A 24,378-nucleotide genomic window follows, 5' to 3' on the forward strand; every position below is an offset into this window, starting at 1 on the left:
CCACCCCTTTCCTTTAAAATACACCCGGCCGTTTCCAAAGGCCAAAAACTTCTTTAAAAATCTTCCATTGTTCACCCACCGTACAACCTGCTCGAGCACAATTCACTGTATATTCCATGACGTTCTTACCCTCTCTGCAAGCTATTCTTAATTCATTAAGGGCTTTCTCAACCTTGGCACTATTTCTAGTCTTTCTGTGATCCTCAAGGCGTTGTAATTGTCTGGCCTCACATTCCTCAGGATAATGGAAGGCTTCAAAATCTTTTCCTGCACCACTTTTTTGGTAATTATGACCGACAATTTTAATTTCACCTTTTTCAATTCGCATTTGTTCTTTGTACATATAATTGTATATTTTCCGGCTGAGATAGCCGTTAGCAATAGCTTCCACATAGCCCCCTTGGTTCTCAATCTCGGTGATCTCTGCTAAGATTTTCTCTTCCATCTGATTGGTCAAAGCCTCTATGTAATAAGAACCTCCCAAGGGATCAACTACAGCGGTAACTCCTGTTTCATGTTCAATAATTTGTTGGGTCCGTAAAGAAAGCAGGGATGCTTCCTCAGAAGGAACCGAAATTGCCTCGTCATAGGAATCCACATGCAAAGACTGGACCCCGCCCAGAACAGCAGCCAGCGCCTCAAAAGCCGAGCGAATAGCATTGTTATAGGGTTCTTCCCTTACTAAGCTTATACCGGAAGTCTGGAGATGACATCTCATCCAGGTTGACCGATCCTTCTTAGCCTTATACTTATACTTAAGGATTCTGTACCAAAGTCTCCTCATGGCCCGCAGTCTGGAGACCTCTTCGAAGATATCCATCCCTCCGGACCAGAAGAAAGCTAATCTCTCAGCTACCCAATCCACTTCGTAACCGCGACGAATCATTTCATCCAGGATGGCCATCCCGTGAGTTGCTGCTACAGCCATCTCTGTGACACCGGATGTCCCAAATTCCCGAAAATTATAACCGTTAAGGGTAATGAAATTCCATTTGGGCACATTCTTACGGATGAATTCAATATTGTCACACTCAATCCTGAAACAATCTTTTGGAGGAATATATTCAGAAGAATTACGAACCAGTTCTTCAAGGGTCATATCATTTTGGGAACTGCCTTTAAGTTGATCCCAAGCTACCCCTCTTCTTTCGGCCATGACCAAATACATGGGAAAGAGGCAGGCAGTATTGGAAGGGTAGTGGGTAACGATGGAGGAGGTTTCTTTAGCAAGATCAATCCCTTCATAAAGCAATTCCCAATCAGGAACATGGTTGACACTGACTCCGCAGGACCCGACAGAACCTTGGGCCATTGGGTCGTCACAATCATACATTTGAATCGTTGGCATATCAAAAAGGAGATTAATTCCTGTAGCTCCGTGATTCAGCAAATACTTTATGCGCAGGTTCGTGTCCTCCGGACCGCCAAAACCCACCAATTGACGTTGGGTAAAGGTACGGCCGCGATACATATTATTATGAATTCCCCGAGTAAAGGGAGCTTCGCCTGGATTTCCCAGTTGATCACAGTAATCCGTATCAGCAATATTCAATGGAGTATAGATCATTTCCCGGGGAATTTCAGAACCCAGAACTGTTAAGGGAATATTTTCCCAATTGGCGAGATCCTGGGGATTAACCCTTTCTTTTTTCCATTGCTCAAGACCTTCTTGAACTTTGGCCAGATAAGTTGGGTCATAGACTTGACAATTTTCAGTTTTCTTCAGAGTCTCTTGAAGAATCTCTAAGGTTGTTGGCTGTTGCTCACTTGGCATAATTAGTCACCTTCCTCATGTCTCTTGGTAAAAAACAATTGCAGAATTTCATCCGCGGCCTGATAAGGATTTAAACCCTCCGCTTCAACTCTTACTAAAATTTTTTCAACTTCCTCAAGTTCTAAAAAACTTTCACGCAAGTAGTTCTTCAATCTTTCTTCTATAGCACCATAGCAGGCATGTGTACGCTGCAGATGGATCTGTTGTTCTTTTAATCCCCCTTGACCTAAAAATGTTCTATGCCTTTGAATGGCTTCATCGAGGTCTGAGATCCCCCGGTCATTGAGAGCTTCCGTCAGGACAATCTCCGGAGTCCAGTCACTTTCTTTCCTCAAATAGAGCATCATTTGCAGGTCATCAACAACCTCCCGAGCACCTGGAAGATCAGCTTTATTGACGACTAACACATCGGCTATTTCTAAGATCCCGGCTTTTAAGGCCTGCATCTGATCCCCCAGTCCCGGAACGGAAACAACAATCTTTGTGTCAGCATAACAAATGATATCAGCTTCCATTTGACCTACTCCTACGGTTTCGACGATGATAACCTCTTGCCCAAAGGCATCCATCAGTTTAATAATTTCACTTAACCCGGGAGCCAAACCGCCCAGCGCACCACGGGTCGCTAAACTTCGCAAATAGACACCGTCATCTTGATAAGCCCACTCCATTCGCACCCGATCACCCAGAAAAGCTCCCCCGCTAAAAATACTGCTAGGGTCTACACAGAGCACACCGACACTATAATCTTTACTTCTGAAATTACGGATCAACTTATCAACTAAGGTGCTTTTTCCGGCACCGGGAGGACCGGTAACCCCGAGAACATACGCTTTACCTGTCAGGGGATAGATTGCCTTCATAATATCCAGGGATTTAGGGCTATCGTTCTCGATCATCGTGATTAGCTTACTAAGAGCTATGCGATCTTTTTGGATTAAGCCTTCAATAAGTTTTTCCATCTCTGCATCTCCCATAGCAACTTTGAAATAGGCGTTTGAATGATCTCTAAATAAAATATCCTCCATTGATATCGATCACCGCACCTGTCATGTAGGATGCAGAATCAGCCGCGACAAACACCACGACATCGGCGATTTCAGCTGGTTCTGCCAAACGGCCGGCAGGAATCCTGGCAATGAGTGCCTGAAGTTGTTCTTCAGGATATTTCATCATCATATCCGTTTTAATATAACCGGGGGCCAGGGCATTACAGGTAATTCTTTTGGCCATATTCTCAACCGCTGTAACTTTAGTTAAGCCGATTAAACCCGATTTTGCCGACGCATAATACCCAGTCCCAGAGACCCCTAGTCTGGCCGTAAGAGATGAGATATTGACAATTCGGCCATAATTATTTTGTCTCATACTAGGCAATACAGCTTTTGTGCAGATGAAAGGCCCGGTAAGATTTACATTCATTACCGCATTCCAATTCTGTAAATCCCCTTTATGGATTAAGCCATCACGATTAATACCGGCATTGTTAACCAGGATATCGATACGACTGAAACGTGCTAAGATTTCCTCAACCATCTTATTGACTTCACTTTCTTGAGTCACGTCTGCGAGAAAAACCTCAGCCTCTGTTCCTATTTTACGAAGTTCTGAGACGATCTCCCGGGCTTTTACTTCATTCAGGGAGATATCGTTAATTGCCAGTTTAGCCCCTTCACTTGCTAAGGCGAAAGCAATTGCTTTACCTAATCCCTGACCGCTGCCTGTTACCAGAGCAACTCTGTCTTTAATTTTCATGGCTTACCTTCCTTTCGTCTTGCTCTTCAAATCCTCTCTACTCGCCCATTTTCAACTGTAACTGGCTGAGACGAGTCTGCCTGTTCTTTTAGACCTTTAGAGGGCTCATCTAGATTTAATGCAAAACATATGCCACTATATTTTAAATATTCAGATAATAACAAGGGCATTTTTATTGTGATTTTCAGACAAATATTAGTTAAATAAAAAGAAGCGATGCTCTATTGCATCGCTTCTTTTTATTTAACCGAAAATCTCTGATGCACCAGCTAATCAGTGATGTCTCTCGGCATCACCAAAGTCTCTTTTCTATAAAGCTTCAGCTTGCGCACTACGGTAGATTGATTAATTCCTAACATTGAAGCAGCTTTCCTGGTACTTTGGGTCAAATGATAGGCTTGTAAGATCATTTTCTTCTCTGTTTCGGCTAAGGCATCTTTTAAAAGTCTTAGCGGAGGCGGATCTGCAGTTGTTTCTTTTGAGCCATTGCCTTTAAATAAAGAAGGATCGATCCCTTCATCTGGGCTTAAAATCACCATTCGTTCAATGGTGTTTTCGAGTTCACGAATGTTTCCCGGCCAATCGTGTTCCGTAAAGGCTTGCATGATTTCCGGAGAAATTTTGCGATTAAGGTTATATTTCTTAGAGAATTTTCGCATGAAGTACTCCACTAATATAGGAATATCGATGACACGTTCGCGGAGAGGCGGGACATAAATATTGACAACATTTAAGCGATAAAAAAGATCCTGGCGAAATGTCCCCTCTTTAACCATTTGCTCTAAATTTCGGTTTGTCGCTGTAATCAAGCGCACATCAACAGAAATACTCTGCGTCCCACCCAGGCGGGTAATCTCCTTTTCTTGAATCACTCTTAGTAACTTGACTTGAAGGCCAAGAGGAAGTTCACCCACTTCATCGAGGAATAAGGTTCCATTGAAAGCAAGTTCAAAGATTCCGGGCTTCCCCTTCTTGGCTGCCCCTGTAAAGGCTCCTTCCTCATAACCAAATAGTTCAGACTCTATCAGACTCGGGGAGAGAGCTCCACAATTAATTTTAATGAAAGGTCCGGTAGATCGTTGGCTTGCTTCGCGAATCATCCGAGTTATAATTTCCTTGCCTACGCCGGATTCCCCAGTGATTAGTACATTTGTATCCACTCGCGCCACACGAATGGATAATTCCACAACTTTTCGGATTTCAGGGCTATTAAAGATAAAGCCCTCCTCCAGGGCCTTTATCTTTAAGCGGGATAGTTCAGAGCGATAGTTATCCATCTCTTGAGAAAATTTATGGAGACTTCGTCTTAGGGAATTTAGTTCAGTCAGGTCTCGTATATTGGCAATGACACGTACTACCTTTCCCTTAGTATTGAAAACGGGGGTCCCTGTAAACAGAATTTCTCTGCCCCTAATTTCTTGAATCATCGTAGCGATGTTAAGGGTTTGGAGGACTTTGGCTGTGACAAGTTCTGATAAGTAACCTCTTGTGACAAGTTCTGTTACAGGTTGTCCTGTAAAATTCTCTTCAAGGGGAATACCCAGCATTAATCGGTAGGCCTTGTTCATGCGGATTATGCAGCCTTGACCATCTGAAATTACTAAACCATCCGCCGAAGAATCGATCAAGGCGCTAAGTTCGCTATTCAGTTCTTGAACAGAATGTATTTGGTGAGAGACCAATTCCAGGTCAGTAATATCTAAAAAAGAGCTTACTGCTCCGGTTATTTGCCGATTAATGATAATGGGAGTGCGATTGGTTAAGACTGTTCTGTCTCCAATCTGCAGCTTAACCCCATATTGGGGCTTAGCACTGTGTAAAACATCTTTAATTCTAGACAAAGGAATAAGTTCATTAACATCACGGCCAATAATTTCTTCACCGCAGACCATAAACTTCTTGGCAGTTTCGTTGATATAGGTTATTTTTCCATTGATATCAACAGCGATAATTCCACTGTAGATTGAGTCAAGCACAGCTCGAAGTTCATTCATCAGAATCTCTGGCTTCTGGCTCTCTGTACTTTCATAGCCCATTAAAGGCCCCCCCAATCCTAAAGTCTGAAATTCTAAAATAGCTCGATTTGAACAAGTCTATGGCCAGTTCGCTACTTTGCTCCATCCTTTGAGCAGTCATGAAGCAGTCCCTTCCTTTTCACGATACTATTCTATCATGAAATTAACATACTGGGTGTAGCGGAACCCATTTTAGCCAGGAGCTTGTTCAGCCTCGGAGGCAATCTTTTCACTGAGAAGCCGATTGCCGGCAGCGTCCATCTGTCGGCAGTGGGTTTTTCATCATAAAGGAGCTTTTTTGAATAACACCAGATAATTTTTCCTCCAACTCGATGTCACCTGCCGGACTCTTATTTCCTCATCACCGGACGGGAGTATATTTAAGAGATTAACAAGTTTAATTTTGTGCAAATAGCTTTGGTAATGCTCGATCGCCATAAATATTTATAATATTCAAATACGAATATTCGTTTGTAGAATCTTTCTGAAAGCGCCAAACGCCATTGAAGTTTATTATGCCTGAGGGTATAATAAACGCAGCAAAACTAGTTTGAATTATCAGAACAATTAAAATTATATGATATAATCCTTTATAACAGGGCTTTTTTGCGATCGTTTTCTTCTATTCATCAAAAAGTTAATAGTTGTAAAGTGAAAAATGCCGTCGTCTTCATAGTCTATATTTATGGAAAGGAGTTATTTAATAATGTAAAGAAGAGCATTGTCAATGGCCTTACCCCCGGATATTTTAATAGTACCCGAACCATTACTTGGAAAGTACACCTTCGAAATTGATGGGGTTTGTGATCTTTGTGCTAAAAAGGATAAAAAGGAAATGAAATAAACATGAACTCCACAGTATGTTTTACCCTTAGCTATAACAAAAACAGAAGCTTCTAAACCATAAATTCGATCGGCAAAGCACTTATTCAGGTGCTTCGCAGATCAAATGAGGAGAGATGAGCATGGCCACACGTCAAGTGTATTGGAACATTGAAGGAGAGCATTGGCTCTATTTGTTCTTCATCATTGCCCTTATTTTCTTCGGCTACGGAGTGTACAAACGAGTGTCACTTTGGAAATTAGGTCAGCCTGAGAATCGCTGGAAGAATCTATGGCCAGGCCTAAAAGATATTATTGTCTATGGATTCGGGCATAAGAGAATCCTCAAAGATTCTTATCCGGGAATTATGCACCTTTGTATTTTTTGGGGCTTTGTATTCTTAGCCTTTGCAACAGCAATAATTACTTTGCAAGCTGATTTTGGCTTACAAATATTCCACGGCTGGCTTTATCTGTTTATAAAGCTGACCGCAAATCTCTTTGGCTTGGCGGCTATCCTCGGTATCCTAATAGCAGCCTACCGCCGCTATATCCAAAGACCCGACCGCCTAGACAATAAAACAGATGACGCAATCACACTAGGCTTAATATTTGTAATACTGCTAACCGGCTTCCTAATAGAAGGAGCTCGGATTGCGGCAGCACCTGATCCCTGGGCCGGATGGGGATTTATTGGCCAATGGATATCAATTCCCCTCAAAGCCTATCTCAACCAGGCACAGTTACTTTCCTTGCATAGGTTTTTATGGTGGTTCCATCTGCTCTTAGCAATGTCGTTCATCGCTTACTTCCCTTATTCGAAGCTGTTCCATGTACTATTGGGTCCATTAAATATGGTTTTCCGTAACAGAGAACCCATGGGAATCCCTGAGCTTATTAATTTTGAAGATGAAAGTCTGGAAACCTTTGGCAAAAGTCAGCTTCGCGAATTTTCTTGGAAAACTTTATTCAATACGGATGCTTGCTTGCGTTGTGGACGTTGCCAGGATAACTGTCCGGCTTATTTAAGTGGCAAACACTTAAATCCCAAAAAGATCATTCAGGATATGCGGGTTTTAATGGAAGAAACAGGTACGGCCGTTAAAGCCGTACAGAAAGACGCTTTAGCCAATCAGACGGCGGAAGCGGAAACTGCTGCAACCGAAGAGACCGTCGAACTGCCGGTACCTGCTCTCATCGGTGAAGTTATTCCTGAGGAAGACTTATGGTCCTGTACTACCTGCCGTGCTTGTGAACAGCAATGCCCTGTCTTCGTCGAGCATGTTGATAAAACCATTGATCTGAGACGACATTTAGTCTTAATGGAAAGCAGGTTCCCCGCTGAGGCTCAGTTAGCCTTCAGAAATATGGAGAATAACGGGAATCCCTGGGGCATCGGTTGGACAACACGGGCCGACTTTTTAAAAGGATTAGGCGTAAAAACCTGCGCAGAAGATCCTGCAGCTGAATATTTATATTGGCCCGGCTGTTCAGGTGCCTTTGATGCACGTAACCAGAAAGTCTCCGCTGCCTTAGTCAAACTGTTACAAAGGGCTGGTGTTCATTTTGCAATCTTAGGCAACGAAGAAAAATGCTGTGGTGACTCTGCCCGTAAATTAGGAAATGAATACTTGTTTTATACATTAGCCTCAGAAAACATCAGAGTCATGAAGGGATATGGGGTTAAGAAAATTATCACTCAATGTCCTCACTGCTTCAACATTCTTAAAAATGAGTATCCTCAATTCAACGGGAATTTCGAAGTCGTGCACCATTCAACCTTCTTGCTTGAGTTCGTAAAATCCGGAAAACTTAAGCTGAACAATATTTCCGGAAAATCAATTACCTATCATGATTCTTGTTATTTAGGCCGCTATAATCAGATCTATGCTCAACCCCGTGAATTGCTCAAAATTGTTGGCCTCGAAATAAAAGAAATGGCTCATATTGGTGAAAAAAGCTTCTGTTGCGGAGCCGGCGGCGGTCGAATGTGGCTGGAAGAACATGAAGGCAAACGCATTAATGTCATGCGTACCGACGAAGCAATTGCCGCTAAGACAGATTATGTAGGTACCGCATGTCCTTTCTGCTTGACCATGATCGTCGACGGAATAGCGTCTCGTGAAGCGGAAGAAGCCTTAAAAGCTCTCGATATTTCCGAAATTTTAGAAGGCTGTCTATAATATCGACCTGTCAGACGGGTAAAATCTCAAGAGCAGGAAGCCCTCTAACAAATGGGCTTCTTACTCTTGGCTTTCCTGCAGGGCATCATGGCTTTGATCCAACCTCTGAATTCACAAATTTATGTTATAATGGAAAAGAAAATACGCAACCGGGAGGTTTATATGAACCGAATTGTTTCTATATCCGGCAAACTAAAATATACAGGTCTTTTGGGCCTGCCAATGTTCTTTTCGGATGCGCCGATCTGGAAATACTTTTGGTTATTCTGGCTGTTTGCTTTTGTGGAGATTTTCTCCTCTTTCTCAATTTTTGTGCAGTCCTTACAGCAGTTGATTGCTATACCCTATATCTATCTTTCCCATGGCTTTCGACTGCCGGATCAAAATAACTATCAGCCTGCCATACGCTATTCTCTGCCCTTCAGCGGAGAATGGACAGCAGTCAACGGCGGACCGGACAAGGAAACCTCTCATTCCTGGAGCATTTTAACCCAGCGCTACGCCTATGACTTTTTGATCTTGGATGACAACGGTCAAAGCTGTTCCGACGACAAAACCCTTTTGCCTAACTACTATTGCTACGGCAAGGAAGTCTTAGCTCCGGCTGACGGAGTTGTTGTGGAAGCAATGGACAAATACCCTGATTCCCGCACCTATGGCAACGGTTCCGTGGATCATGCCGCCAAGGACATTCGCGGCAATTACATCGTAATCAGGCACGCGGCCAAAGAGTATAGCTTGCTGGCTCACCTTCTGCCCCACAGCATTAAGGTCCAGGCGGGCCGGCAGGTAAAGCGCGGCGAGCCCATCGCGCTATGCGGCAACTCCGGCAATACAACTGAGCCGCACATCCATTTTCAAATTCAGGATGGCCAAAGCTTCCTTGCCTCGGCGGGATTGCCCATTTCCTTTGAGGGAATTGAGGCGAAGCCCGCTGAAAACTATGCCAAATTTGATCCGCGTCCGGCATCTGAGCAAAAGGAAAGGGATACATCAAGGATTCAACGCGGCTCTTGCGTAGGGAATATGGAATAAGAAAAGCACTCTGTCCGGAGTGCTTTTCTTATTCCATATTCGGAGGGTCTTATAAGCATCCCTCGTCATAGAGAGTTTACTTGACATACCATTGGCTTCCAATGGATAACGGCAGGGTTTATAAATGTTAACAATACCGTTTAGAACTCGAAAAATGTTTACGGCATATTACAAAGCCGGTCGATTTTTTTCTTCTTAGGTTTTGGAATCGGAATAACCGGCTCCAATAAAGAGATAACTTCTTTGCTTAATAGGGAATTGTCTATGTCCAATATATAATGTTCTTTTGCTCTGTCATAGGGAAAGCCTGTCTCTGCATCTTTCATCTTTTCACTAATACAGTCAATTATTTTCACAAAGACCATATTATCACAGACGAGAAGTATAGGCTTCTCATTCACGTAAACCATATATTCTCCAAACATTTTCTTATATCTAACAGCACCAACGCCGCTGATCTGTTCACAAACATATTCAATAAAATCTGTTGTTGTTGCCATACCATCACCTCTCGATCATTGGTATGCTTCTCTTTATCTGATATATTTGTTATAAAGCAGACTAAGCACCAAGCTCTCAAACATTTTAATAGCTTCTTTGGAACCTCATTAATTCCATGGTAATTAAATCCTGAGTAATGGAGTACCAGATTTCTTAAGTTAAATTAAAAGGGCTAGAGGAAACATCCTCAAGCTCTTTTAAGTCTTGCACCTATCCATTTTTTCATTCTCGAAATTATCATGTCTTTTAGTTGCGAATCACTGTCAGCAACGTTTATAGCGAAAAGTTCTAGTTCTTTTTCATTTGCGTGGAGATGGAACCCGTTAATATTAAGAAACACCATTCCTGACAAAAGACCAGTTCTTTTATTTCCGTCTGGAAATATATGACCTTTTATTATCAAATACATTAAATAAGCGGCAAGTGCTTCAACTGCTTTATATCGCGAGGATACATAATGAAATTGAGCTATAATTGATTCTGCTTTTCCTAATGAATCTGGATAATGTCCCTTAGCACCACCATGCCGGGCGATTAGTTTATCATGAAAGTCAAGTATTTCTCTTGGTAAAAGATTATTAAAGCGTTTTTTTTGAAACCTGCTCATTTATTACGAAGCTCTCTGAAAGTCTTATCATATCTTGTAATTAAGTTATCTGCCACGGCACTTTTATCAATAATTCTTCCCGAACAACTATTACGAACAATCCAATTTCCACTAGAAGAGTTTATTTTTGAACTGGAAGTACTCTTTGAGGATACGCCATGTTTTTTTACATTATGAGATTTCGTCATCTGTAAACCCTCCTTTTGGTAGTCTAATATATTCTATTATAACATTAAAGATGATTCTGCGTCCATTTGACAAAGCACGTGTTGGTGTGAGAATCTCTATCTTCTCAGCCAACGCATCGAATATTTCTCCAATGCTTATCCAGACGTCCCCCATCTGGCAATCCGATAATACGCCCCAGATGCCTTGAGTAGTCAATCTTACCTAAGATGTCGTTCAAAGCTCGCCTGTATTTTTTCCACTGACGGGAGCCTTTTTGACAGTTGGCCATTTTCTTTTGCAGTTCCTTCAGTTTCTTGTTGCGCAAGCGTTTGAGACTTCGGATCTTCCTACCGGTGATGATCACTCCTTAACCGTTATCACAAACCGAAACTATGGTGTGAATCTCACCCAGGTCGATGGCTGCTATACCCACATTATTGTTCGCCTTTAAAGATTTGCCGTCATCGTAGGCTATAGCTAATTGCAGACCACGGTCATAGATAAGTTCAATTTCTTTAATTTTACCGGGAGGCAAATCCTTAACCCGAATCGGGATAGGTTTTTGGCGTCTGCTATTCAAAAGCCCCAAACTTAACTCAATTCTTCCGTTGTTACCAATCCGAAGGCCATCTTTTTTCCACTTGGTATTGAAGTGCTTTTTATCTTTATACGGGTACCGAATTTGGGTGAATCCCAAGGCTCTAGCTTTATGGGCATTTTCTCTAGCATCGAGGTATTTTTCGTAGATCGCCTGAATGGACTGACTGTGGATTGGGTATTGACCTTTTGTTGCTAAATGCAACATCCCTTGGTCAATCCAGAGACCGGTTTGTTGAAAATGCTCTTTTGCCAAACCTAGACAATCATTCCAAACTTGAGCAGATGTGCGATTGCAGGCAAAGAGACGGTCAATGTTGTCTTTAGTAGCATAGAAGTTCGTTTTTAAGACACGGATTATTTTGAACACCCCCTCCAATATTGTATACCCTTATTTTACCACAGAGGGAACGAATTTAGAACGGGTGTTCTGTTAATGTTTTGGGGCGGCGATTCATCTCACCACCTACAGAGGATGGGAGTCTTCTCGTCGCACTATGATGAACAATTCATTTTCTTCATCATAGGTATACCCCGCCGCCAGCAGCGTCTGGCGTGAGGCCAGGTTATCCTCGTCGGGCTGGGCAATAATTCTTTGCCCATTGGGAAGGGCAAAGATGAGGGATTGAAGCAGCTTCAGGGCTTGACAGGCACAACCTTTACGCAAAAAATCCACTTCGCCGATTAAATAATCAATACTGTAGGTCTCTTCGACTGGAATGCTGCCCTGCCAATCCTCTCCGCTTCGCCAATAGGGATAATACTGACAAAACCCAATGGGCGTTTCCTCGGCCAAAATGATGTAATGCCGTATCCAGCTGTATTCACTTTCCCGCTTGCTTACTTCGTCGATCCAGGCTTCCACAGGCGCATACCAGCGCTGAATACGCTCACTGTGAAGCCAGTTGACAAACAACGTCAGGTCACTGTCTGTAAAAGGCTTGAGTTGAATATTCATGCTCATCTCCCTGTTTTTCTTCATTTTTTGAGTATTCTCTTTAAGTAGTCGACATCTAACAAATTCACTGTCTCAAAATTCCCTTTATAAAACACACCCCAGTTATTGAAAACACAAGGCAATTCCTTTGCTTTTTGCAGCGTATCCACTTGAATTAAAGATACAGGTACGTCATTCATTTCACAATACTGTTTTATCATCTCAATGTTTTGATAGACATAGGGGCATTGCATATCATAATAAATTGTTAGCTCTTGGCTTTCAATTTCTTGGTTTTTAACATTTTGTGCGAACTTTGGCGTTGTTCCGTCAAAAGAAAGTGCAAGCAATTCATATCCATTATCCGTAGTATCAACAACCTCAAAGCCGAACCTCTTCGCAAATGATTGGTCAGAAAGCCAAGATTTTTGTTTTTTTGCTCCAAGCATACAAATGCCGGATTTCCCCCTTTCTTTGGCATCAGCCAGACAATACTCCATCAGCGATTTCCCATACCCTTTTCCTTTGTGACTACCAGAAACCCATAAGCAATACAGATAATAATAGTTGTCACCAATTATGGGAACCCAAGCTGTTTCAAGAGGAGCATATTCAATAAAAACCGTAGCCCTTGCATTTAACTTTCTAAAGACATGACCGTCCTTTAGCCGGTCTGAAAGCCATTGTCGCTTGGCGTCAATACCTTGATGGGGCTTTTTACTGCGGATAATGCAGCATAAATGCTCATTGACAAGGTTTTCTGTTGTTATGTTTACAAAATCAGTATTCATATGTATCCTCCCTTCAAATCTAAACTTGTAGTTCATGCTTTTTCGTCTTAATTACCAAATGCGTACAAGTTATTAATTACCTCAAAACTTTTTTCAGGTTCCATTGTCTGCCTCATGCAAATTTAGCGCCGCCTGTTGCCATCGTTTTCTTGGCAATAGGTTACCTTTTTTTGCTTTACTATCTATTTAAATTATGAAGCACAAAAACGTATATGATCCTTATCTGTGGGGATTCCGTTATACACTTTTCGCCATTCACCGTCTTTGAATGATTCATACTGCTCAAAAGCGCAAGGCAGTCCCCTTGCTGAAAGTATGTCACTACTATCCATGAGCTGAAAATGCAAATGTGGAGAAAATGAATTGCCTGAATGCCCTACTTTACCTATAACGTCACCTTTTTTCACGCTTTGTCCAATCGAAACCCTAATTGAACCTTTTTGAAGATGGACTAATCCGGCATATACATCGTTACTACATTTCATAATGATATAGTTGCCGGCAACGGATTGTATAGTGTCTTTTCTCAGGTTAAAGGCATACGCGCTCTTTAGAGCAACAAACAAATCCGAAAGTAAATGCGCTCTGGCTCTTTCCTTATAACCATCTTCGGCTCTAACAATTACCCCGTCGCAAGGCGCATATACCTCTTGCCCCCAACAGTAACACTCATTTAGAGGAACACCTATAAGGAGATACCGCAGCCAGTGAGCACCATAACTGGGCCAGCCTTTTCTTTTCCAATCCACTTGTAAAAAATCGTAAGCATATCGTGTCCCTAACTGATCTGTTCCGTGGCTTGGAATCTTTTTGCCCGGCGTATTGGGAGCCAACCATTCTCCCCTTAAAGGAAACTCAACTATTATCGGTTTATATATTTCTTTCATTCCATACCTCCGCAAGTACGTCCAATTGTATTTCTGCCATACTCAATAGTATGTATATCGAAACATAACCTGACCCAATGTTGTCAGGTTATGGTCTGTATAATGGAATCAGGTAATATCACAGGCAAAATGAAGTCAAGGAGGATAAGAACATGGAAGAACCATCAAAAGACACATTCGTCACAAAGGAACTTGACGGAAAGCGCGTTCTTGTAACCGGCGGGACTAAGGGAGGAATGGGCGAAGCGATTGTAAATCGGCTTACTCATGCCGGAGCAACGGTCATCACGACAGCACGCAATATCCCGGATGAGTTAAAGGACTCAGATTTATTTATTCAGGCTGATATCAGCACTCCCGATGGCACCGCAAAAATTGTGGAAAATATACTTGAACGCTTTAACGGCGTCGATATCCTCGTCAATAACGTAGGAGGATCTTCTACTCCGACAGGCGGTGTTCTTAAGCAAACTGACGCGGGCTGGCAGCAGACGTTTGAGACCAATTTATTCGCTGCTGTCCGACTGGATCGGGGGTTGCTGCCTCCGATGCTTAAACAGGGCTATGGCGTTATTATTCATGTTACATCGATTCAGCGCCGCTTCCCAGGAGAAAACACTATGGCCTATTCAGCGGCCAAGGCCGCCCTCGCAAATTACAGTAAAGCGCTGGCAACAGAACTCGCACCAAAGGGCATCCGTGTTAACAGCGTTGCACCTGGGTTCACGGAAACAAAAGCCGCCGGAAGACTCATCGAGCGAATAGCGCAGGAACGAGGATGCGATTATAGCGATGCCCGGCAGGCTTTGATGGACTCTCTCGGCGGTATCCCGATTGGCCGCACCGCACGTCCGGAGGAAGTAGCGGAACTCATCGCTTTTCTGGTGTCCGATCGCGCTTCTTACATTGTCGGAGCGGAGCATACAATTGACGGCGGCATTGTCCGCACAATATAAAGGAGAATGATGATTATGATAAACAATAAATTTCAATTATCTAAACCGATTGAGGCACATTTTCAGGCAACAAACGCGGACGATCCTGTGACCTTCCTTTCAATTTTTACCGATGACGCCGTTGTAATAGACGCCGGTAAAGAATATCACGGGAAAACCGCCATCAAAGAGTGGAGCGACCGCGACTATTTCGGCGTCCATCTGAGACTGGAAGTCACAAATGCCGTTCAGGATGCCGCAGAAATTGTCGTAACTGCAAAATCAGATGGAGACTACGACAAGAGCGGGTTGCCGGACCCACTATATCTGGATTTTCACTTTACGGTGGAGGGGGATAAAGTCACGCGTTTGCGCAACGTCCTTTCCTCCAACGGCAGGTCAATCCCGTTACCGCAGCCGATTGCAACCTTTTATCATGCCTCTGATGTTTATGACAACGCCCTGCTTGCGGGCTGCTTCGCAGCGGATGCAGTGTTGGTTGACGAGGGAAAGGAATACCACGGTCCCGAAGCCGTCAGTGGGCATATTCTGGAGGCAAACCGGGATGCTAAGGTCATGACGGAAATCACTGACTGCGTAGAAAAAAACGGTGATACGATTGTCACCGCCACGCTTTCCGGCAATTTCGAGGGCAGCCCAATTCCGTTGGATTTCCTTTTTAATCTTGAAAACGGAAAAATCAAAGCCCTGAATATTGTGTTGGCGGGTGAATGAAAATGGCAGGAGAAAATTTAATTCAGGTAAATCAGGATAAATGCACAAAGTGCGGACTTTGCGTAAAGGTCTGCCGGGGTACTCTTGGCCTGGGAGAGCAAGGTCCGGAGATCGTTCATGATTTCTGCATTGCTTGCGGGCACTGCGTGGCCGTCTGCCCGAACGGTGCCCTGGATCACACTAGAGCTCCGCTGAAAAATCAGGTTTTGCTTGAGAAATCACCGGTGCCAGATGTGGAAACGGCAGCCCGCTTTCTCCGGTCGCGGCGGTCTGTTCGTACCTTTCAAAAGAAACCTATACCGCGCGAGAATATCCGAGAGTTGCTTGACATTGCCCGGTTCGCGCCGACAGCCTGCAACTCGCAGGGAATATCTTACTATGTCGTGGACGACCTAGATACTTTAAAAAAAATTGCGGCCGTGATCGCCGACTGGGCGGAAGAGGATTTAAAACACGGCTCTTTGGGAAAATCCCCATGGTCGCAAAATACCTCCAATACGATCCGCTGTTACCACGAAAATGGTGAGGACACGATTCTGAGGGATGCCCCCTGCCTGATCATTGCCACAGCGGATAAAAACCGTTTCCCTCTCGGCCGGGACAACACCCATTTTGCACTTACGTATGCTCAGCTTTACGCACCAACACTCGGGCTTGGTACCTGCTGGTCAGGACTGTTTGAATACTGCGCCACGTCAGGATATGAACCGCTTCTTAAACTTTTGAAGCTTCCGGAAAGCAGAACTATCACGGGTGCTTTCTTAGTAGGATATCCGGTCTACACCTTTAAACGGTTGGTTGACAGAGATCCTTTGCAGATTACATGGCAATGATGTGTTTGACACTCCCCACAGATGAATCTGGGGGATTCTTGGGTGATGAAACGAAAGTCCGTTTCCGGCAATCGAGTATGACCCCAAGTTAAGGCTATGCCATTAGCCCTCCTAAGACAGTGCGTATAGCATCTTAGGCTGACAGACTGTTACTATCTGCCACAGACGATTAGGTCCGTTTGTTGTTTTAGCGACTTTTGCTTGTCGAATACCAATTGACTCGTTGAACATTTTACGTAGCAGACTTTCTGCCACAACCGCATATGTTCAATTTTCAAAGATCGTATTAAGTTCAATTATACCATAAAATGCAAACTAAGAACTCTTTAGATTGCCTTATATCCCCATAGTTGAAACTAGGGGCTTTACGGCAACTAGTGGTAAATTGATGCTGTAATAATGTAAGCGGCGGATTGCTTGGTTTTAAGCAATCCGCCGCGTTTATTTGGTTATATAACTGGGGGTTAAACACCGGGTTTCTCTGGTAGTTGCCTCGGTTCGTAATTAAAAGTCATTTGCTGCTCCATACGCTCTTGTTCTTGTGCTAAGAGTATTATATAAGCCTTTGAAAAACCTGCAATTAATGCTTGAGTTATTTTACATGTGGGTTGGAAATTTATAGACAATCCACATCCTTTAGAAGCGAATTAAACCATTCTAAGTTTACTAAATGGTGTGAAACCGAGTTCTCTAACATCTTTCTAAAATATTTTGAGAGTTGATGTTCTCCATCCAAGGCATCCTTTAATAATAGAATTTTTGCATCAGTCTGCTCAATTTGAATCTTAATAAGCTTGACCATATTATCGCTTTTGTATTCCTTGGCAAATAAAAGCGCTGCATAAAAGGACAGGTTAACATACTCCGTTTTTGCACCGTATTGATACATCAACTTTTGAAACTCGGCTTCCCCCGGCTCCGTGATAACATAATGGTGACTTTCCCGACTTTGTTCTGATTGATTAACCTGCTTGATTAAGTTTTTCTCTTCTAACTGTTGAAGATTATAGTAAAATGAACCCTTCGTGAAATTCACAATATACTTGTAGTGCCTTTCTTCCATTTGTGCCAGAAGCTCGTATCCATGGGCTCCAGGGTTTTGTATTAATAGCCCCAAAATCAGCAATGGAATCATAATCTGTGCCTCACTATTCGTTGATTAGTGTTTCGTAAGAAATTTTTCCAAGTGCAAAGTCCATCTGTTTCACAAACATCAATTCGGTTGGGGTATGCCTTCTCGCACTGAGTCTATCCAAAAGCTCAACCTCGTGGCTTAGTGGTGCTAAAACGTGAGTTTTTTTATCGAAGGCCTCAAAGTAGCGCAGACCAAAATATCTTTGAGATAATGAATTCACATGAATTCCATCTGGATTCGCAGTCAACCCTTGGGCAGATACAAAATAACAATGTGCTTGCTCAAAAGCAAATTTTTGAAGAGAATCATTTATACGGGTCATACTCAACGCAGTACTGCCCAAATCCTGTTTTACCTAAAAAGTCTCCCAACTGACAATCCGATAATACACTTTGGCCGTCAGCCCGTAGACAAGAGCATAAAACAGGGCAAAAACCAAGATGGTACCCGCTGTGCACCAGGCGAATAACCCCACATTGGTGAGATTCAGTACGGCCAGCAATTTAGTAATGATGGGAAAAGCGAAGGCAATATGGATCCCGGCGGCAACCAGGGGCAGGAAAAATACGATCAGAACCTGACTGCGGATGGAGCCTCTGACCTCTTCACGGCTCATTCCCACCTTCTGCATAATTTCAAAGCGAGCCTTATCGTCATACCCCTCGGAGACCTGCTTGTAATAGATGATCAGCACGGTGGCCATGATGAACAGCGCCCCCAAGAAAATTCCCAGGAAGAACAAGCCTCCATATATGGCGAAAAAGGATTCCTTGACTGCCACCGGGGATTCGATCCTGCTGCCGGGATAATCATTGCCCACGGCCGTGCGGATGTCCTGGTAAACAGCCAAGATGTCAGCCTCGTCGGCCTCCAGATCAAAGCCCAGATAATATCGATACCCTGAGGGATCATCCCCATTTTCTTCGTCCTGGGCCTCCGCCATGGCTTTGACCACCTCCATATCCTTGACCACGACATAATAGCTGCCCGAGATGGATACCCTATTCAGGTTATTTTCAAAAAACGAGTCCAACCTTTCCTTGACTGTCAATGTCCGGTTTAATACCGTCAGGGTATCTTCTTCATACTTGCTGGAGCTGGAATAGATCAGAATCTCATCATCCCCCAAGCTGACCCTTCTCTTGGCCAGCCGGTTATAATCCTCCAGCGGAATCAGATAGAATTCCCTGACGGAAGAAGAGTCGTCGGAGATGTTGCTCATATCCGTGATCACCCTGTCCCCCTCTTGATTGCCGACTAAGGCCGCATACCTGTAGTCCAGTCTATCCTTCCCCTCCAGCCCATGCTTCGCCAAGACCTCCTTAACCGACGTCTGCAAGCCCTCCACGGATTGCTGAGCAGGCACGGGGGTGGAAATCATAATATGTTGAGGATACCGGGTGCGCAGCACGTCCTCCATCCCAATGTACAAGGACACGGTGGTAGACACCATCACCAGCACAGCCGTGGCCATGATGCAGATATTGGCCAGCCCCACGGCGTTTTGCTTCATCCGGTACATCATCCCCGCTACAGCGGTAAAATGCCTGATCTGATAATAATACCCCTTGTTCCGGCGCAGCAGTTTAAGCACTGCGATGCTGCCGGCGGTAAACAAACAATAGGTGCCGACCATCACCAGGAGGACGGCAAAGAAAAATTGGTTTAGTGCGGCCAGAGGAGATTCGGTAGTGAGGGAAATATAATACCCCCAGCCCAGGCTCAAAGTTCCCATCACCACTAAAAGCCATTTTGTTTTCGGCTCCTTCTCCCCTGTCTGACCGCCCATCAGGAGTTCAACAGGCTTAGCCAGATGGATTTGGCGCAAGGTATTGAGCAGGGTCAACAGGAAAATTCCGGCGAACAGGAACAGCACGGCAGTAAGAGCGGGGCCGGAGACGGTAAAGCCCAGGGGCACCTCAAAGTTGAGGATTTTCAGCAGAACCATGAAGATCAGCTTGGAGAGAAGTATCCCGCCCAGCAGGCCTGCCCCCAGGCTGATCACCGCCACATACAGGGTTTCGATGGCTAATACTCTGGCGATATGCTTCTTCTCCATGCCCAGGATATTAAAAAGGCCAAATTCCTTTTTCCGCCGTTTGATCAGAAAGCTATGGGTATAGAAGAGAAAAATCGCCGAGAAAATCGCGATCACATAGCAGCCCAGGTTAAGGATGGTTTGCACCTCGGAGCCGCCGGTCATTTTTCCCAAGCCCTCATTTTCAGACAGAAACACCATGATGTAATACATCATCACCGTACCGATGCAGGTCAGGATATAGGGCAGATAGGTTTGGGCATTTTTTTTCAGATTGGTGGCGGCCAGCTTAGGATAAAAGAATCTACTCATGGTGCCCACCGCCTGTGGCCATGGTGGTCAGGGTATCGGAGATCTTCTGGTACATGGCTTCATCCGACATGTTGGCTTTATAAAGCTGGTGGAAGACCTCACCATCCTTAATAAACAGTACCCGTTTAGCATGGCTGGCCGCTTTCACGCTGTGGGTCACCATTAACAAAGTCTGCCCCTCCAAATTGATTTCCTTAAACAGGCGGAGCAAGCCCTCAGCGGACTGAGAGTCCAGGGAACCGGTGGGTTCGTCCGCTAGAATCAGCTGGGGTTTGGTAATCAGAGCCCGGGCCACAGCACAGCGCTGCTTCTGCCCTCCCGACACTTCATAAGGATATTTGGCCAGGATATCACCGATGCCCAGCTTGCGGGCAATGGGCTCCAGCCGCCGGCTCATCTCCTCATAGGACTTGCCGGAGAGCACCAGGGGCAGGAAAATGTTATCCTGCAAGGAGAAGGTATCCAGCAGATTAAAATCCTGAAACACAAAGCCGAGATTTTCCCGGCGGAAGGCGGAAATCTCCTTTTCCTTAATGGTGCTGAGCCCTTTCCCCTTGAGCAGCACCTCACCGCTGGTGGGTTTGTCCAGGGAGGCCAGAATATTGAGCAAGGTGGTTTTGCCTGACCCGGATTCACCCATAATCGCTGCATATTCACCCTCCTCTACGGAGAAGGACACATTGGCTAAGGCCTGAACAGGGCTGCCGCCAAAACGGGTGGTATAGACTTTTTTAAGATTATTCACTTCTAAAATGGTCATGAAGAAGAACCTCCTTTGCTGAGTAGGTTCAGTATAGCAAAACTGGAAAATGCCCTGCCATAACTTTGGCTTACATTTTCCAGTTTAAGCTTACCCTTTTGTAAGGTAGATCATCATTTTATTCAGCCAAAGGAGTTCACTCCGTCACCGTATCCTACCCTTATAAAACAGAAGGAAATACCCCATTCAAATCTATGGTTAATTCTGGAAATATCCCTACATTTATTGTTTCCTCTTCTGTGTATATTTCTGGCCTACCATACCTACCGTTACTTTGCAATAAGAACACACTGACAAGTTTACCTTCTGGCTCCACAATCCAGTATTCTAAAACTCCAGCTTTTTCATACTGATTAAACTTGGTAACTCTGTCATGTTTAATCGAAGATGGAGAAATAATTTCAATTATCAAGTCGGGTATACCCTTACAGCCTTGTTTATCAATTTTAGATTGGTCACATACAACGGTAATGTCAGGCTCAAAAACATTCTTAACGTCTTCGTCTTCCTTTTCGTCACCCTTAATTAACCTGACAGAGAATGGTGCTGCATAAACTTTACAAGGTTTTCCCTTTAAGTAGACGGAAATCTGAGTAGATAAATTCATGGATATCTCCTGATGCTCTGGTGAAGGGGTTGCTTGCATATACGGAACACCCTCAATGATTTCTACTCTTTCATCTTCAGGCCATGCCAGGTAGTCTGCATATGTGTATTGTCTTTCTTTTTGGGGTAATGGCATAATGGCACTCACCTTTATTCAAAATAACCTTCCTCTGCATCTAGCCATTGAGACATTGAGCCATTTATCAATGAGGATAATACCATTATATCACAAAAAGGTAAATATCTCCGTATGTGACATTGGTTTCATGGAATCACCTCTTTGACAAGCTGCCCCAATGCCCTTTAGATTCACTCCATCACCATATCCACCTTATCCAGGCCGATTCTTCACTTTCGTGCCCGTAGCCATGGGAATGAAGGGAAAGTATAATGGCCAAAAAACAATCATTTTACTTGACTACTTACACCTCATATAGATCAAACATTAAGTCTTTTTTCTGTAAAATAATAATATATACCTATTGTAAATACAAGAACTAGAATAACTGCCATAATGTTTTTTACTAAAAGATTATTTTTAAACACTAGTAAGAAAGCCCCATTAAGGAAAAAAATAGCTCCCCATAACTGGTGCTTTTTTTTTGAATTACTATATTTTATTGCCATTGCAAGTGCAATAATACCTGACAGTGTTACTTCTAATATAAAAGAAATCCAAGACGTATCCACATTGAAAAATCTGAGTATTACATACAAAAGTATAAATGCAATAGCTATTCCTAATATAAACTTTATTATTTTCACTAAATACAACCTCCCTTGAAAGATAGCCTACAAAAATATATGTACCAGTGTAAGTAATAATTATTTTTTAAACATACTTTTATTGTTATTTGACCTCTGTCAAGCGATGAACATTATACTTTTTAACCATACTATCATTTAGCACTATCGTATACCAGTGATTTTGTCCAATACTATTAAGATATTCCAATGCCATATAAGCTATTTTGAGAGCGCAAGTTGCTTTTGGATCGTTACTTCTGTTTCTTCCGGTATTAATTCAAATAGTAGCATACTTTAAATAAGACCGTATTTCACACTTATCTTCCTTATATGGAGGTACTGATTCAAGCTCGAAGACACCTTCCAAAAAATGAAGCAAGTGGTCGGTGCCTTCGATTATCGGCTTTGGAGTCAATCCAGACCCAAGGTTCAAGAAGTATTTGCGCAAAGTTGATCTTTCATCCGTTGTAGCAGTGATGAATAAAGTAAGAATGTTTAAAACGGAAGAATCAATTCAAGTATAGCCACAATCCCAGGTACAGCTGCTTGTGCAAAGTCTGGCAATAAATAGCTAACAACGTTCGTTAATAATTCATTAATGGTATCAGAAAAACCAACATAAGCATCAATGACTTTAGTAAAGGCATCAAATTCAAAATATTTTTGATATTTAGTAGGTATTTTATTTAACACTTTATCATAATTATCTTTGAGCCATTTTGCAGCAGCTTTAACTGCCGCTGAAGGAACTGAATTTGGTTGAATAGTACCATCTTCAACTTGGGCATTTATCGTATTAGTAATTGCTTCATTAGTAATAGCCCTGGTTTGTGATTCAACAGCAGATGTAACTAAAGTACTATTATTCGAAGAGCTAGCAAATACACAAGAAGATCCAACAATGTTAATTGAAAGTACCATTACTAGCATTAAAGCTATTTTTTTAATTTTCACGCTAAAACCTCCAAATATTTTAAATTTTTAAATAATACAATTCATAGCATATCCACCTCTCTTCTGTAACATCAAATATCAGGAACTTTATCTCATAAATAGGTAAAACGCTGTGGTCATAAACGAGTAATCATTTATTAACATTATCCTTGTCTGGGTATTTAATCTTATTTTAGGTTACCTCTACAATAAGTTAAGTGCTTTTGCACTGAAAATCGTACTGCAATATGCCGCATTTTTGGTTTTAACTCGTAAACGGTAAATAATGAGTACCTGTCTTAAAGTTACTTGTCATGATAACCTTGGATATATGAATCTCTAGTACTTAAAACTTCTAACAGTTTTTCAAGTACTAGAAAAACTATAATCAAGGAGCTGCGCGTATGGACAGAAAGAGAAATCATTAACCACTCAGTATCGTTACCATAGCTGGGTTGGTATCATTTCAGAACGCAATGCTAGTGCATTAAGCAATAACGATGAATTAATGAACAAATTTACGGCGAGGCCTTGATGTTACAGCATTCTTAAATTGACCTCGTTATAAATTCCGGGAACTTAGATTTCTAAATAGCGCCATCAGGACTGGTCCTGATCGAACAAATTACTCTGCGGAGTTTAAAGTATTAGAGATATTATCAGAAACCACAATCAGTATAACGATCACCTGTTTAAGCAGTTATATAATAAATTATATAGTAATGTTTTATATAACTATATAATATTATAGACACACGTGCCTGTCAATATATAATTTAGTTGTTTTTTGCTTTACAATCTATCAATATTTGTATACTATTATATTATCTATCGTTAGATTACATTAGAAATGAGGCTATAAGCTTGGTGGGAAAAGCTACTTTAGATTTAACAAAAAACGAGCTGGAAATTATGAGTCTCATGTGGGTACAGTATAAATCCCTTTCCCGTTCTGAAATTATTGAGCTTTCCCCTGAACGATCATGGAAAGCCAGTTCAATTCATATCTTGTTAAATCAATTATTAGAAAAAAAAGCCATCGTAGTTGATGGCTTTGTAAAGACCGGGAAAAATTACGGAAGAACCTATTCCGCTGCAATAACTCCGGAAGAGTATCAAGTGATGCAAGTCAAACAAGGTATCGTTTTTTTTCAGTCTAAATCGGCTGCTCTCACCAGCCTCGTATCGGAGCTTGTAAAAGACGAAGATATCGATGATGAAACGCTGGATAGGCTGGAAGCTATACTACGCGAGAAGAGGCGCGGAGGTTAA

General features: G+C 42.8%; 25 protein-coding genes. 6 read left to right on the forward strand and 19 right to left on the reverse strand.

The window, feature by feature from the left end:
* Window positions 1-13: 13 nt before the first annotated feature.
* From LJE72_RS07155 to LJE72_RS07170, 4 genes are all read right to left on the reverse strand, one after another.
* Window positions 14-1,774 carry an acyl-CoA mutase large subunit family protein gene (locus LJE72_RS07155; RefSeq protein ID WP_229246938.1) on the reverse strand — a complete coding sequence of 587 codons (1,761 nt, stop codon included), beginning with the start codon at window positions 1,772-1,774 and terminating at the stop codon, window positions 14-16.
* Window positions 1,775-1,776: 2 nt separating this feature from the next.
* Window positions 1,777-2,736, reverse strand: a complete 960-nt coding sequence (gene meaB, locus LJE72_RS07160; protein WP_229246939.1) for a methylmalonyl Co-A mutase-associated GTPase MeaB — start codon at window positions 2,734-2,736, stop codon at window positions 1,777-1,779.
* 46 nt (window positions 2,737-2,782) lie between these two features.
* Complete coding sequence (locus tag LJE72_RS07165; protein ID WP_229246940.1) at window positions 2,783-3,529, reverse strand: SDR family NAD(P)-dependent oxidoreductase; 747 nt, start codon at window positions 3,527-3,529, stop codon at window positions 2,783-2,785.
* A gap of 269 nt (window positions 3,530-3,798) precedes the next feature.
* A complete protein-coding gene (locus LJE72_RS07170) occupies window positions 3,799-5,565 on the reverse strand; it encodes a sigma-54 interaction domain-containing protein (RefSeq protein WP_229246941.1) in 1,767 nt (588 codons plus the stop codon).
* Window positions 5,566-6,509: 944 nt separating this feature from the next.
* Here LJE72_RS07170 and LJE72_RS07175 point away from each other — a divergent pair.
* The gene (locus tag LJE72_RS07175; RefSeq protein ID WP_229246942.1) at window positions 6,510-8,549 is read left to right on the forward strand and encodes a heterodisulfide reductase-related iron-sulfur binding cluster; all 2,040 of its coding nucleotides are present in this window, start codon (window positions 6,510-6,512) and stop codon (window positions 8,547-8,549) included.
* Between the two features lie 51 nt (window positions 8,550-8,600).
* Complete coding sequence (locus tag LJE72_RS07180; protein WP_229246943.1) at window positions 8,601-9,584, forward strand: M23 family metallopeptidase; 984 nt, start codon at window positions 8,601-8,603, stop codon at window positions 9,582-9,584.
* A gap of 158 nt (window positions 9,585-9,742) precedes the next feature.
* On the opposite strand, the gene LJE72_RS07185 is transcribed toward LJE72_RS07180, so the two are convergent.
* From LJE72_RS07185 to LJE72_RS07220, 8 genes are all read right to left on the reverse strand, one after another.
* Window positions 9,743-10,084, reverse strand: a complete 342-nt coding sequence (locus LJE72_RS07185; protein ID WP_229246944.1) for a TfoX/Sxy family protein — start codon at window positions 10,082-10,084, stop codon at window positions 9,743-9,745.
* Window positions 10,085-10,272: 188 nt separating this feature from the next.
* Window positions 10,273-10,692, reverse strand: coding sequence for a type II toxin-antitoxin system death-on-curing family toxin (locus tag LJE72_RS07190; RefSeq protein WP_229246945.1), 420 nt, complete (start codon window positions 10,690-10,692; stop codon window positions 10,273-10,275).
* The gene (locus LJE72_RS07195) at window positions 10,689-10,880 is read right to left on the reverse strand and encodes a hypothetical protein (protein ID WP_229246946.1); all 192 of its coding nucleotides are present in this window, start codon (window positions 10,878-10,880) and stop codon (window positions 10,689-10,691) included. Before LJE72_RS07195 ends, LJE72_RS07190 begins: the two co-directional genes overlap by 4 nt.
* A gap of 104 nt (window positions 10,881-10,984) precedes the next feature.
* A complete protein-coding gene (locus LJE72_RS07200) occupies window positions 10,985-11,185 on the reverse strand; it encodes a hypothetical protein (RefSeq protein ID WP_229246947.1) in 201 nt (66 codons plus the stop codon).
* Window positions 11,186-11,227: 42 nt separating this feature from the next.
* The gene (locus tag LJE72_RS07205; RefSeq protein WP_229246948.1) at window positions 11,228-11,827 is read right to left on the reverse strand and encodes a hypothetical protein; all 600 of its coding nucleotides are present in this window, start codon (window positions 11,825-11,827) and stop codon (window positions 11,228-11,230) included.
* 96 nt (window positions 11,828-11,923) lie between these two features.
* Window positions 11,924-12,439 (reverse strand): GNAT family N-acetyltransferase, encoded by a 516-nt coding sequence (locus tag LJE72_RS07210; RefSeq protein ID WP_229246949.1) that lies wholly within the window; start codon window positions 12,437-12,439, stop codon window positions 11,924-11,926.
* Window positions 12,436-13,185 carry an N-acetyltransferase gene (locus tag LJE72_RS07215; RefSeq protein WP_229246950.1) on the reverse strand — a complete coding sequence of 250 codons (750 nt, stop codon included), beginning with the start codon at window positions 13,183-13,185 and terminating at the stop codon, window positions 12,436-12,438. The genes LJE72_RS07210 and LJE72_RS07215 overlap by 4 nt, the downstream gene beginning before the upstream one ends.
* Before the next feature lie 191 nt (window positions 13,186-13,376).
* Window positions 13,377-14,072: a M23 family metallopeptidase gene (locus tag LJE72_RS07220; protein WP_229246951.1), complete on the reverse strand. Its 696-nt coding sequence runs from the start codon at window positions 14,070-14,072 to the stop codon at window positions 13,377-13,379.
* A gap of 152 nt (window positions 14,073-14,224) precedes the next feature.
* Here LJE72_RS07220 and LJE72_RS07225 point away from each other — a divergent pair, with 152 nt between their 5' ends.
* From LJE72_RS07225 to LJE72_RS07235, 3 genes are read left to right on the forward strand one after another with little or no spacing between them, the layout of a single operon-like run.
* Window positions 14,225-15,028, forward strand: a complete 804-nt coding sequence (locus LJE72_RS07225; protein ID WP_229246952.1) for an SDR family oxidoreductase — start codon at window positions 14,225-14,227, stop codon at window positions 15,026-15,028.
* Window positions 15,029-15,043: 15 nt separating this feature from the next.
* The gene (locus tag LJE72_RS07230) at window positions 15,044-15,742 is read left to right on the forward strand and encodes a nuclear transport factor 2 family protein (RefSeq protein WP_229246953.1); all 699 of its coding nucleotides are present in this window, start codon (window positions 15,044-15,046) and stop codon (window positions 15,740-15,742) included.
* Window positions 15,739-16,575, forward strand: a complete 837-nt coding sequence (locus LJE72_RS07235; protein WP_396390601.1) for a nitroreductase family protein — start codon at window positions 15,739-15,741, stop codon at window positions 16,573-16,575. The genes LJE72_RS07230 and LJE72_RS07235 overlap by 4 nt, the downstream gene beginning before the upstream one ends.
* Window positions 16,576-17,191: 616 nt before the next feature.
* Here LJE72_RS07235 and LJE72_RS07240 read toward each other — a convergent pair.
* The 7 genes from LJE72_RS07240 to LJE72_RS07270 form a co-directional block, all read right to left on the reverse strand.
* Window positions 17,192-17,710: a PadR family transcriptional regulator gene (locus LJE72_RS07240; RefSeq protein ID WP_229246954.1), complete on the reverse strand. Its 519-nt coding sequence runs from the start codon at window positions 17,708-17,710 to the stop codon at window positions 17,192-17,194.
* A 13-nt stretch (window positions 17,711-17,723) separates the two neighbouring features.
* A complete protein-coding gene (locus LJE72_RS07245) occupies window positions 17,724-18,053 on the reverse strand; it encodes a hypothetical protein (RefSeq protein WP_396390604.1) in 330 nt (109 codons plus the stop codon).
* A gap of 12 nt (window positions 18,054-18,065) precedes the next feature.
* On the reverse strand, window positions 18,066-20,060 hold the full coding sequence (locus LJE72_RS07250) for an ABC transporter permease (protein ID WP_229246955.1): 1,995 nt from the start codon (window positions 20,058-20,060) through the stop codon (window positions 18,066-18,068).
* Window positions 20,053-20,820 carry an ABC transporter ATP-binding protein gene (locus tag LJE72_RS07255; RefSeq protein WP_229246956.1) on the reverse strand — a complete coding sequence of 256 codons (768 nt, stop codon included), beginning with the start codon at window positions 20,818-20,820 and terminating at the stop codon, window positions 20,053-20,055. Before LJE72_RS07255 ends, LJE72_RS07250 begins: the two co-directional genes overlap by 8 nt.
* A gap of 160 nt (window positions 20,821-20,980) precedes the next feature.
* Window positions 20,981-21,562, reverse strand: a complete 582-nt coding sequence (locus tag LJE72_RS07260; protein WP_229246957.1) for a Uma2 family endonuclease — start codon at window positions 21,560-21,562, stop codon at window positions 20,981-20,983.
* Window positions 21,563-21,864: 302 nt separating this feature from the next.
* Window positions 21,865-22,191 (reverse strand): hypothetical protein, encoded by a 327-nt coding sequence (locus tag LJE72_RS07265; RefSeq protein WP_229246958.1) that lies wholly within the window; start codon window positions 22,189-22,191, stop codon window positions 21,865-21,867.
* Between the two features lie 477 nt (window positions 22,192-22,668).
* The gene (locus tag LJE72_RS07270) at window positions 22,669-23,127 is read right to left on the reverse strand and encodes a hypothetical protein (protein ID WP_229246959.1); all 459 of its coding nucleotides are present in this window, start codon (window positions 23,125-23,127) and stop codon (window positions 22,669-22,671) included.
* Between the two features lie 846 nt (window positions 23,128-23,973).
* Here LJE72_RS07270 and LJE72_RS07275 point away from each other — a divergent pair.
* The gene (locus LJE72_RS07275; protein WP_229246960.1) at window positions 23,974-24,378 is read left to right on the forward strand and encodes a BlaI/MecI/CopY family transcriptional regulator; all 405 of its coding nucleotides are present in this window, start codon (window positions 23,974-23,976) and stop codon (window positions 24,376-24,378) included.

It is taken from the genome of Desulfosporosinus shakirovi (assembly GCF_020595055.1).
Lineage (GTDB): Bacteria > Bacillota > Desulfitobacteriia > Desulfitobacteriales > Desulfitobacteriaceae > Desulfosporosinus > Desulfosporosinus shakirovi.

Coding starts and splice junctions, on each gene's coding strand:
- LJE72_RS07235 (WP_396390601.1), top strand. CDS start 15,739: ATGAAAATGGCAGGAGAAAATTTAATTCAGGTAAATCAGGATAAATGC.
- LJE72_RS07225 (WP_229246952.1), top strand. CDS start 14,225: ATGGAAGAACCATCAAAAGACACATTCGTCACAAAGGAACTTGACGGA.
- LJE72_RS07250 (WP_229246955.1), bottom strand. CDS start 20,060: ATGAGTAGATTCTTTTATCCTAAGCTGGCCGCCACCAATCTGAAAAAA.
- LJE72_RS07165 (WP_229246940.1), bottom strand. CDS start 3,529: ATGAAAATTAAAGACAGAGTTGCTCTGGTAACAGGCAGCGGTCAGGGA.
- LJE72_RS07195 (WP_229246946.1), bottom strand. CDS start 10,880: ATGACGAAATCTCATAATGTAAAAAAACATGGCGTATCCTCAAAGAGT.
- meaB (WP_229246939.1), bottom strand. CDS start 2,736: ATGGAAAAACTTATTGAAGGCTTAATCCAAAAAGATCGCATAGCTCTT.
- LJE72_RS07255 (WP_229246956.1), bottom strand. CDS start 20,820: ATGACCATTTTAGAAGTGAATAATCTTAAAAAAGTCTATACCACCCGT.
- LJE72_RS07190 (WP_229246945.1), bottom strand. CDS start 10,692: ATGAGCAGGTTTCAAAAAAAACGCTTTAATAATCTTTTACCAAGAGAA.
- LJE72_RS07155 (WP_229246938.1), bottom strand. CDS start 1,774: ATGCCAAGTGAGCAACAGCCAACAACCTTAGAGATTCTTCAAGAGACT.
- LJE72_RS07240 (WP_229246954.1), bottom strand. CDS start 17,710: ATGATTCCATTGCTGATTTTGGGGCTATTAATACAAAACCCTGGAGCC.
- LJE72_RS07175 (WP_229246942.1), top strand. CDS start 6,510: ATGGCCACACGTCAAGTGTATTGGAACATTGAAGGAGAGCATTGGCTC.
- LJE72_RS07260 (WP_229246957.1), bottom strand. CDS start 21,562: ATGCCATTACCCCAAAAAGAAAGACAATACACATATGCAGACTACCTG.
- LJE72_RS07220 (WP_229246951.1), bottom strand. CDS start 14,072: ATGAAAGAAATATATAAACCGATAATAGTTGAGTTTCCTTTAAGGGGA.
- LJE72_RS07180 (WP_229246943.1), top strand. CDS start 8,601: ATGGGCTTCTTACTCTTGGCTTTCCTGCAGGGCATCATGGCTTTGATC.
- LJE72_RS07185 (WP_229246944.1), bottom strand. CDS start 10,084: ATGGCAACAACAACAGATTTTATTGAATATGTTTGTGAACAGATCAGC.
- LJE72_RS07170 (WP_229246941.1), bottom strand. CDS start 5,565: ATGGGCTATGAAAGTACAGAGAGCCAGAAGCCAGAGATTCTGATGAAT.
- LJE72_RS07230 (WP_229246953.1), top strand. CDS start 15,044: ATGATAAACAATAAATTTCAATTATCTAAACCGATTGAGGCACATTTT.
- LJE72_RS07215 (WP_229246950.1), bottom strand. CDS start 13,185: ATGAATACTGATTTTGTAAACATAACAACAGAAAACCTTGTCAATGAG.
- LJE72_RS07210 (WP_229246949.1), bottom strand. CDS start 12,439: ATGAAGAAAAACAGGGAGATGAGCATGAATATTCAACTCAAGCCTTTT.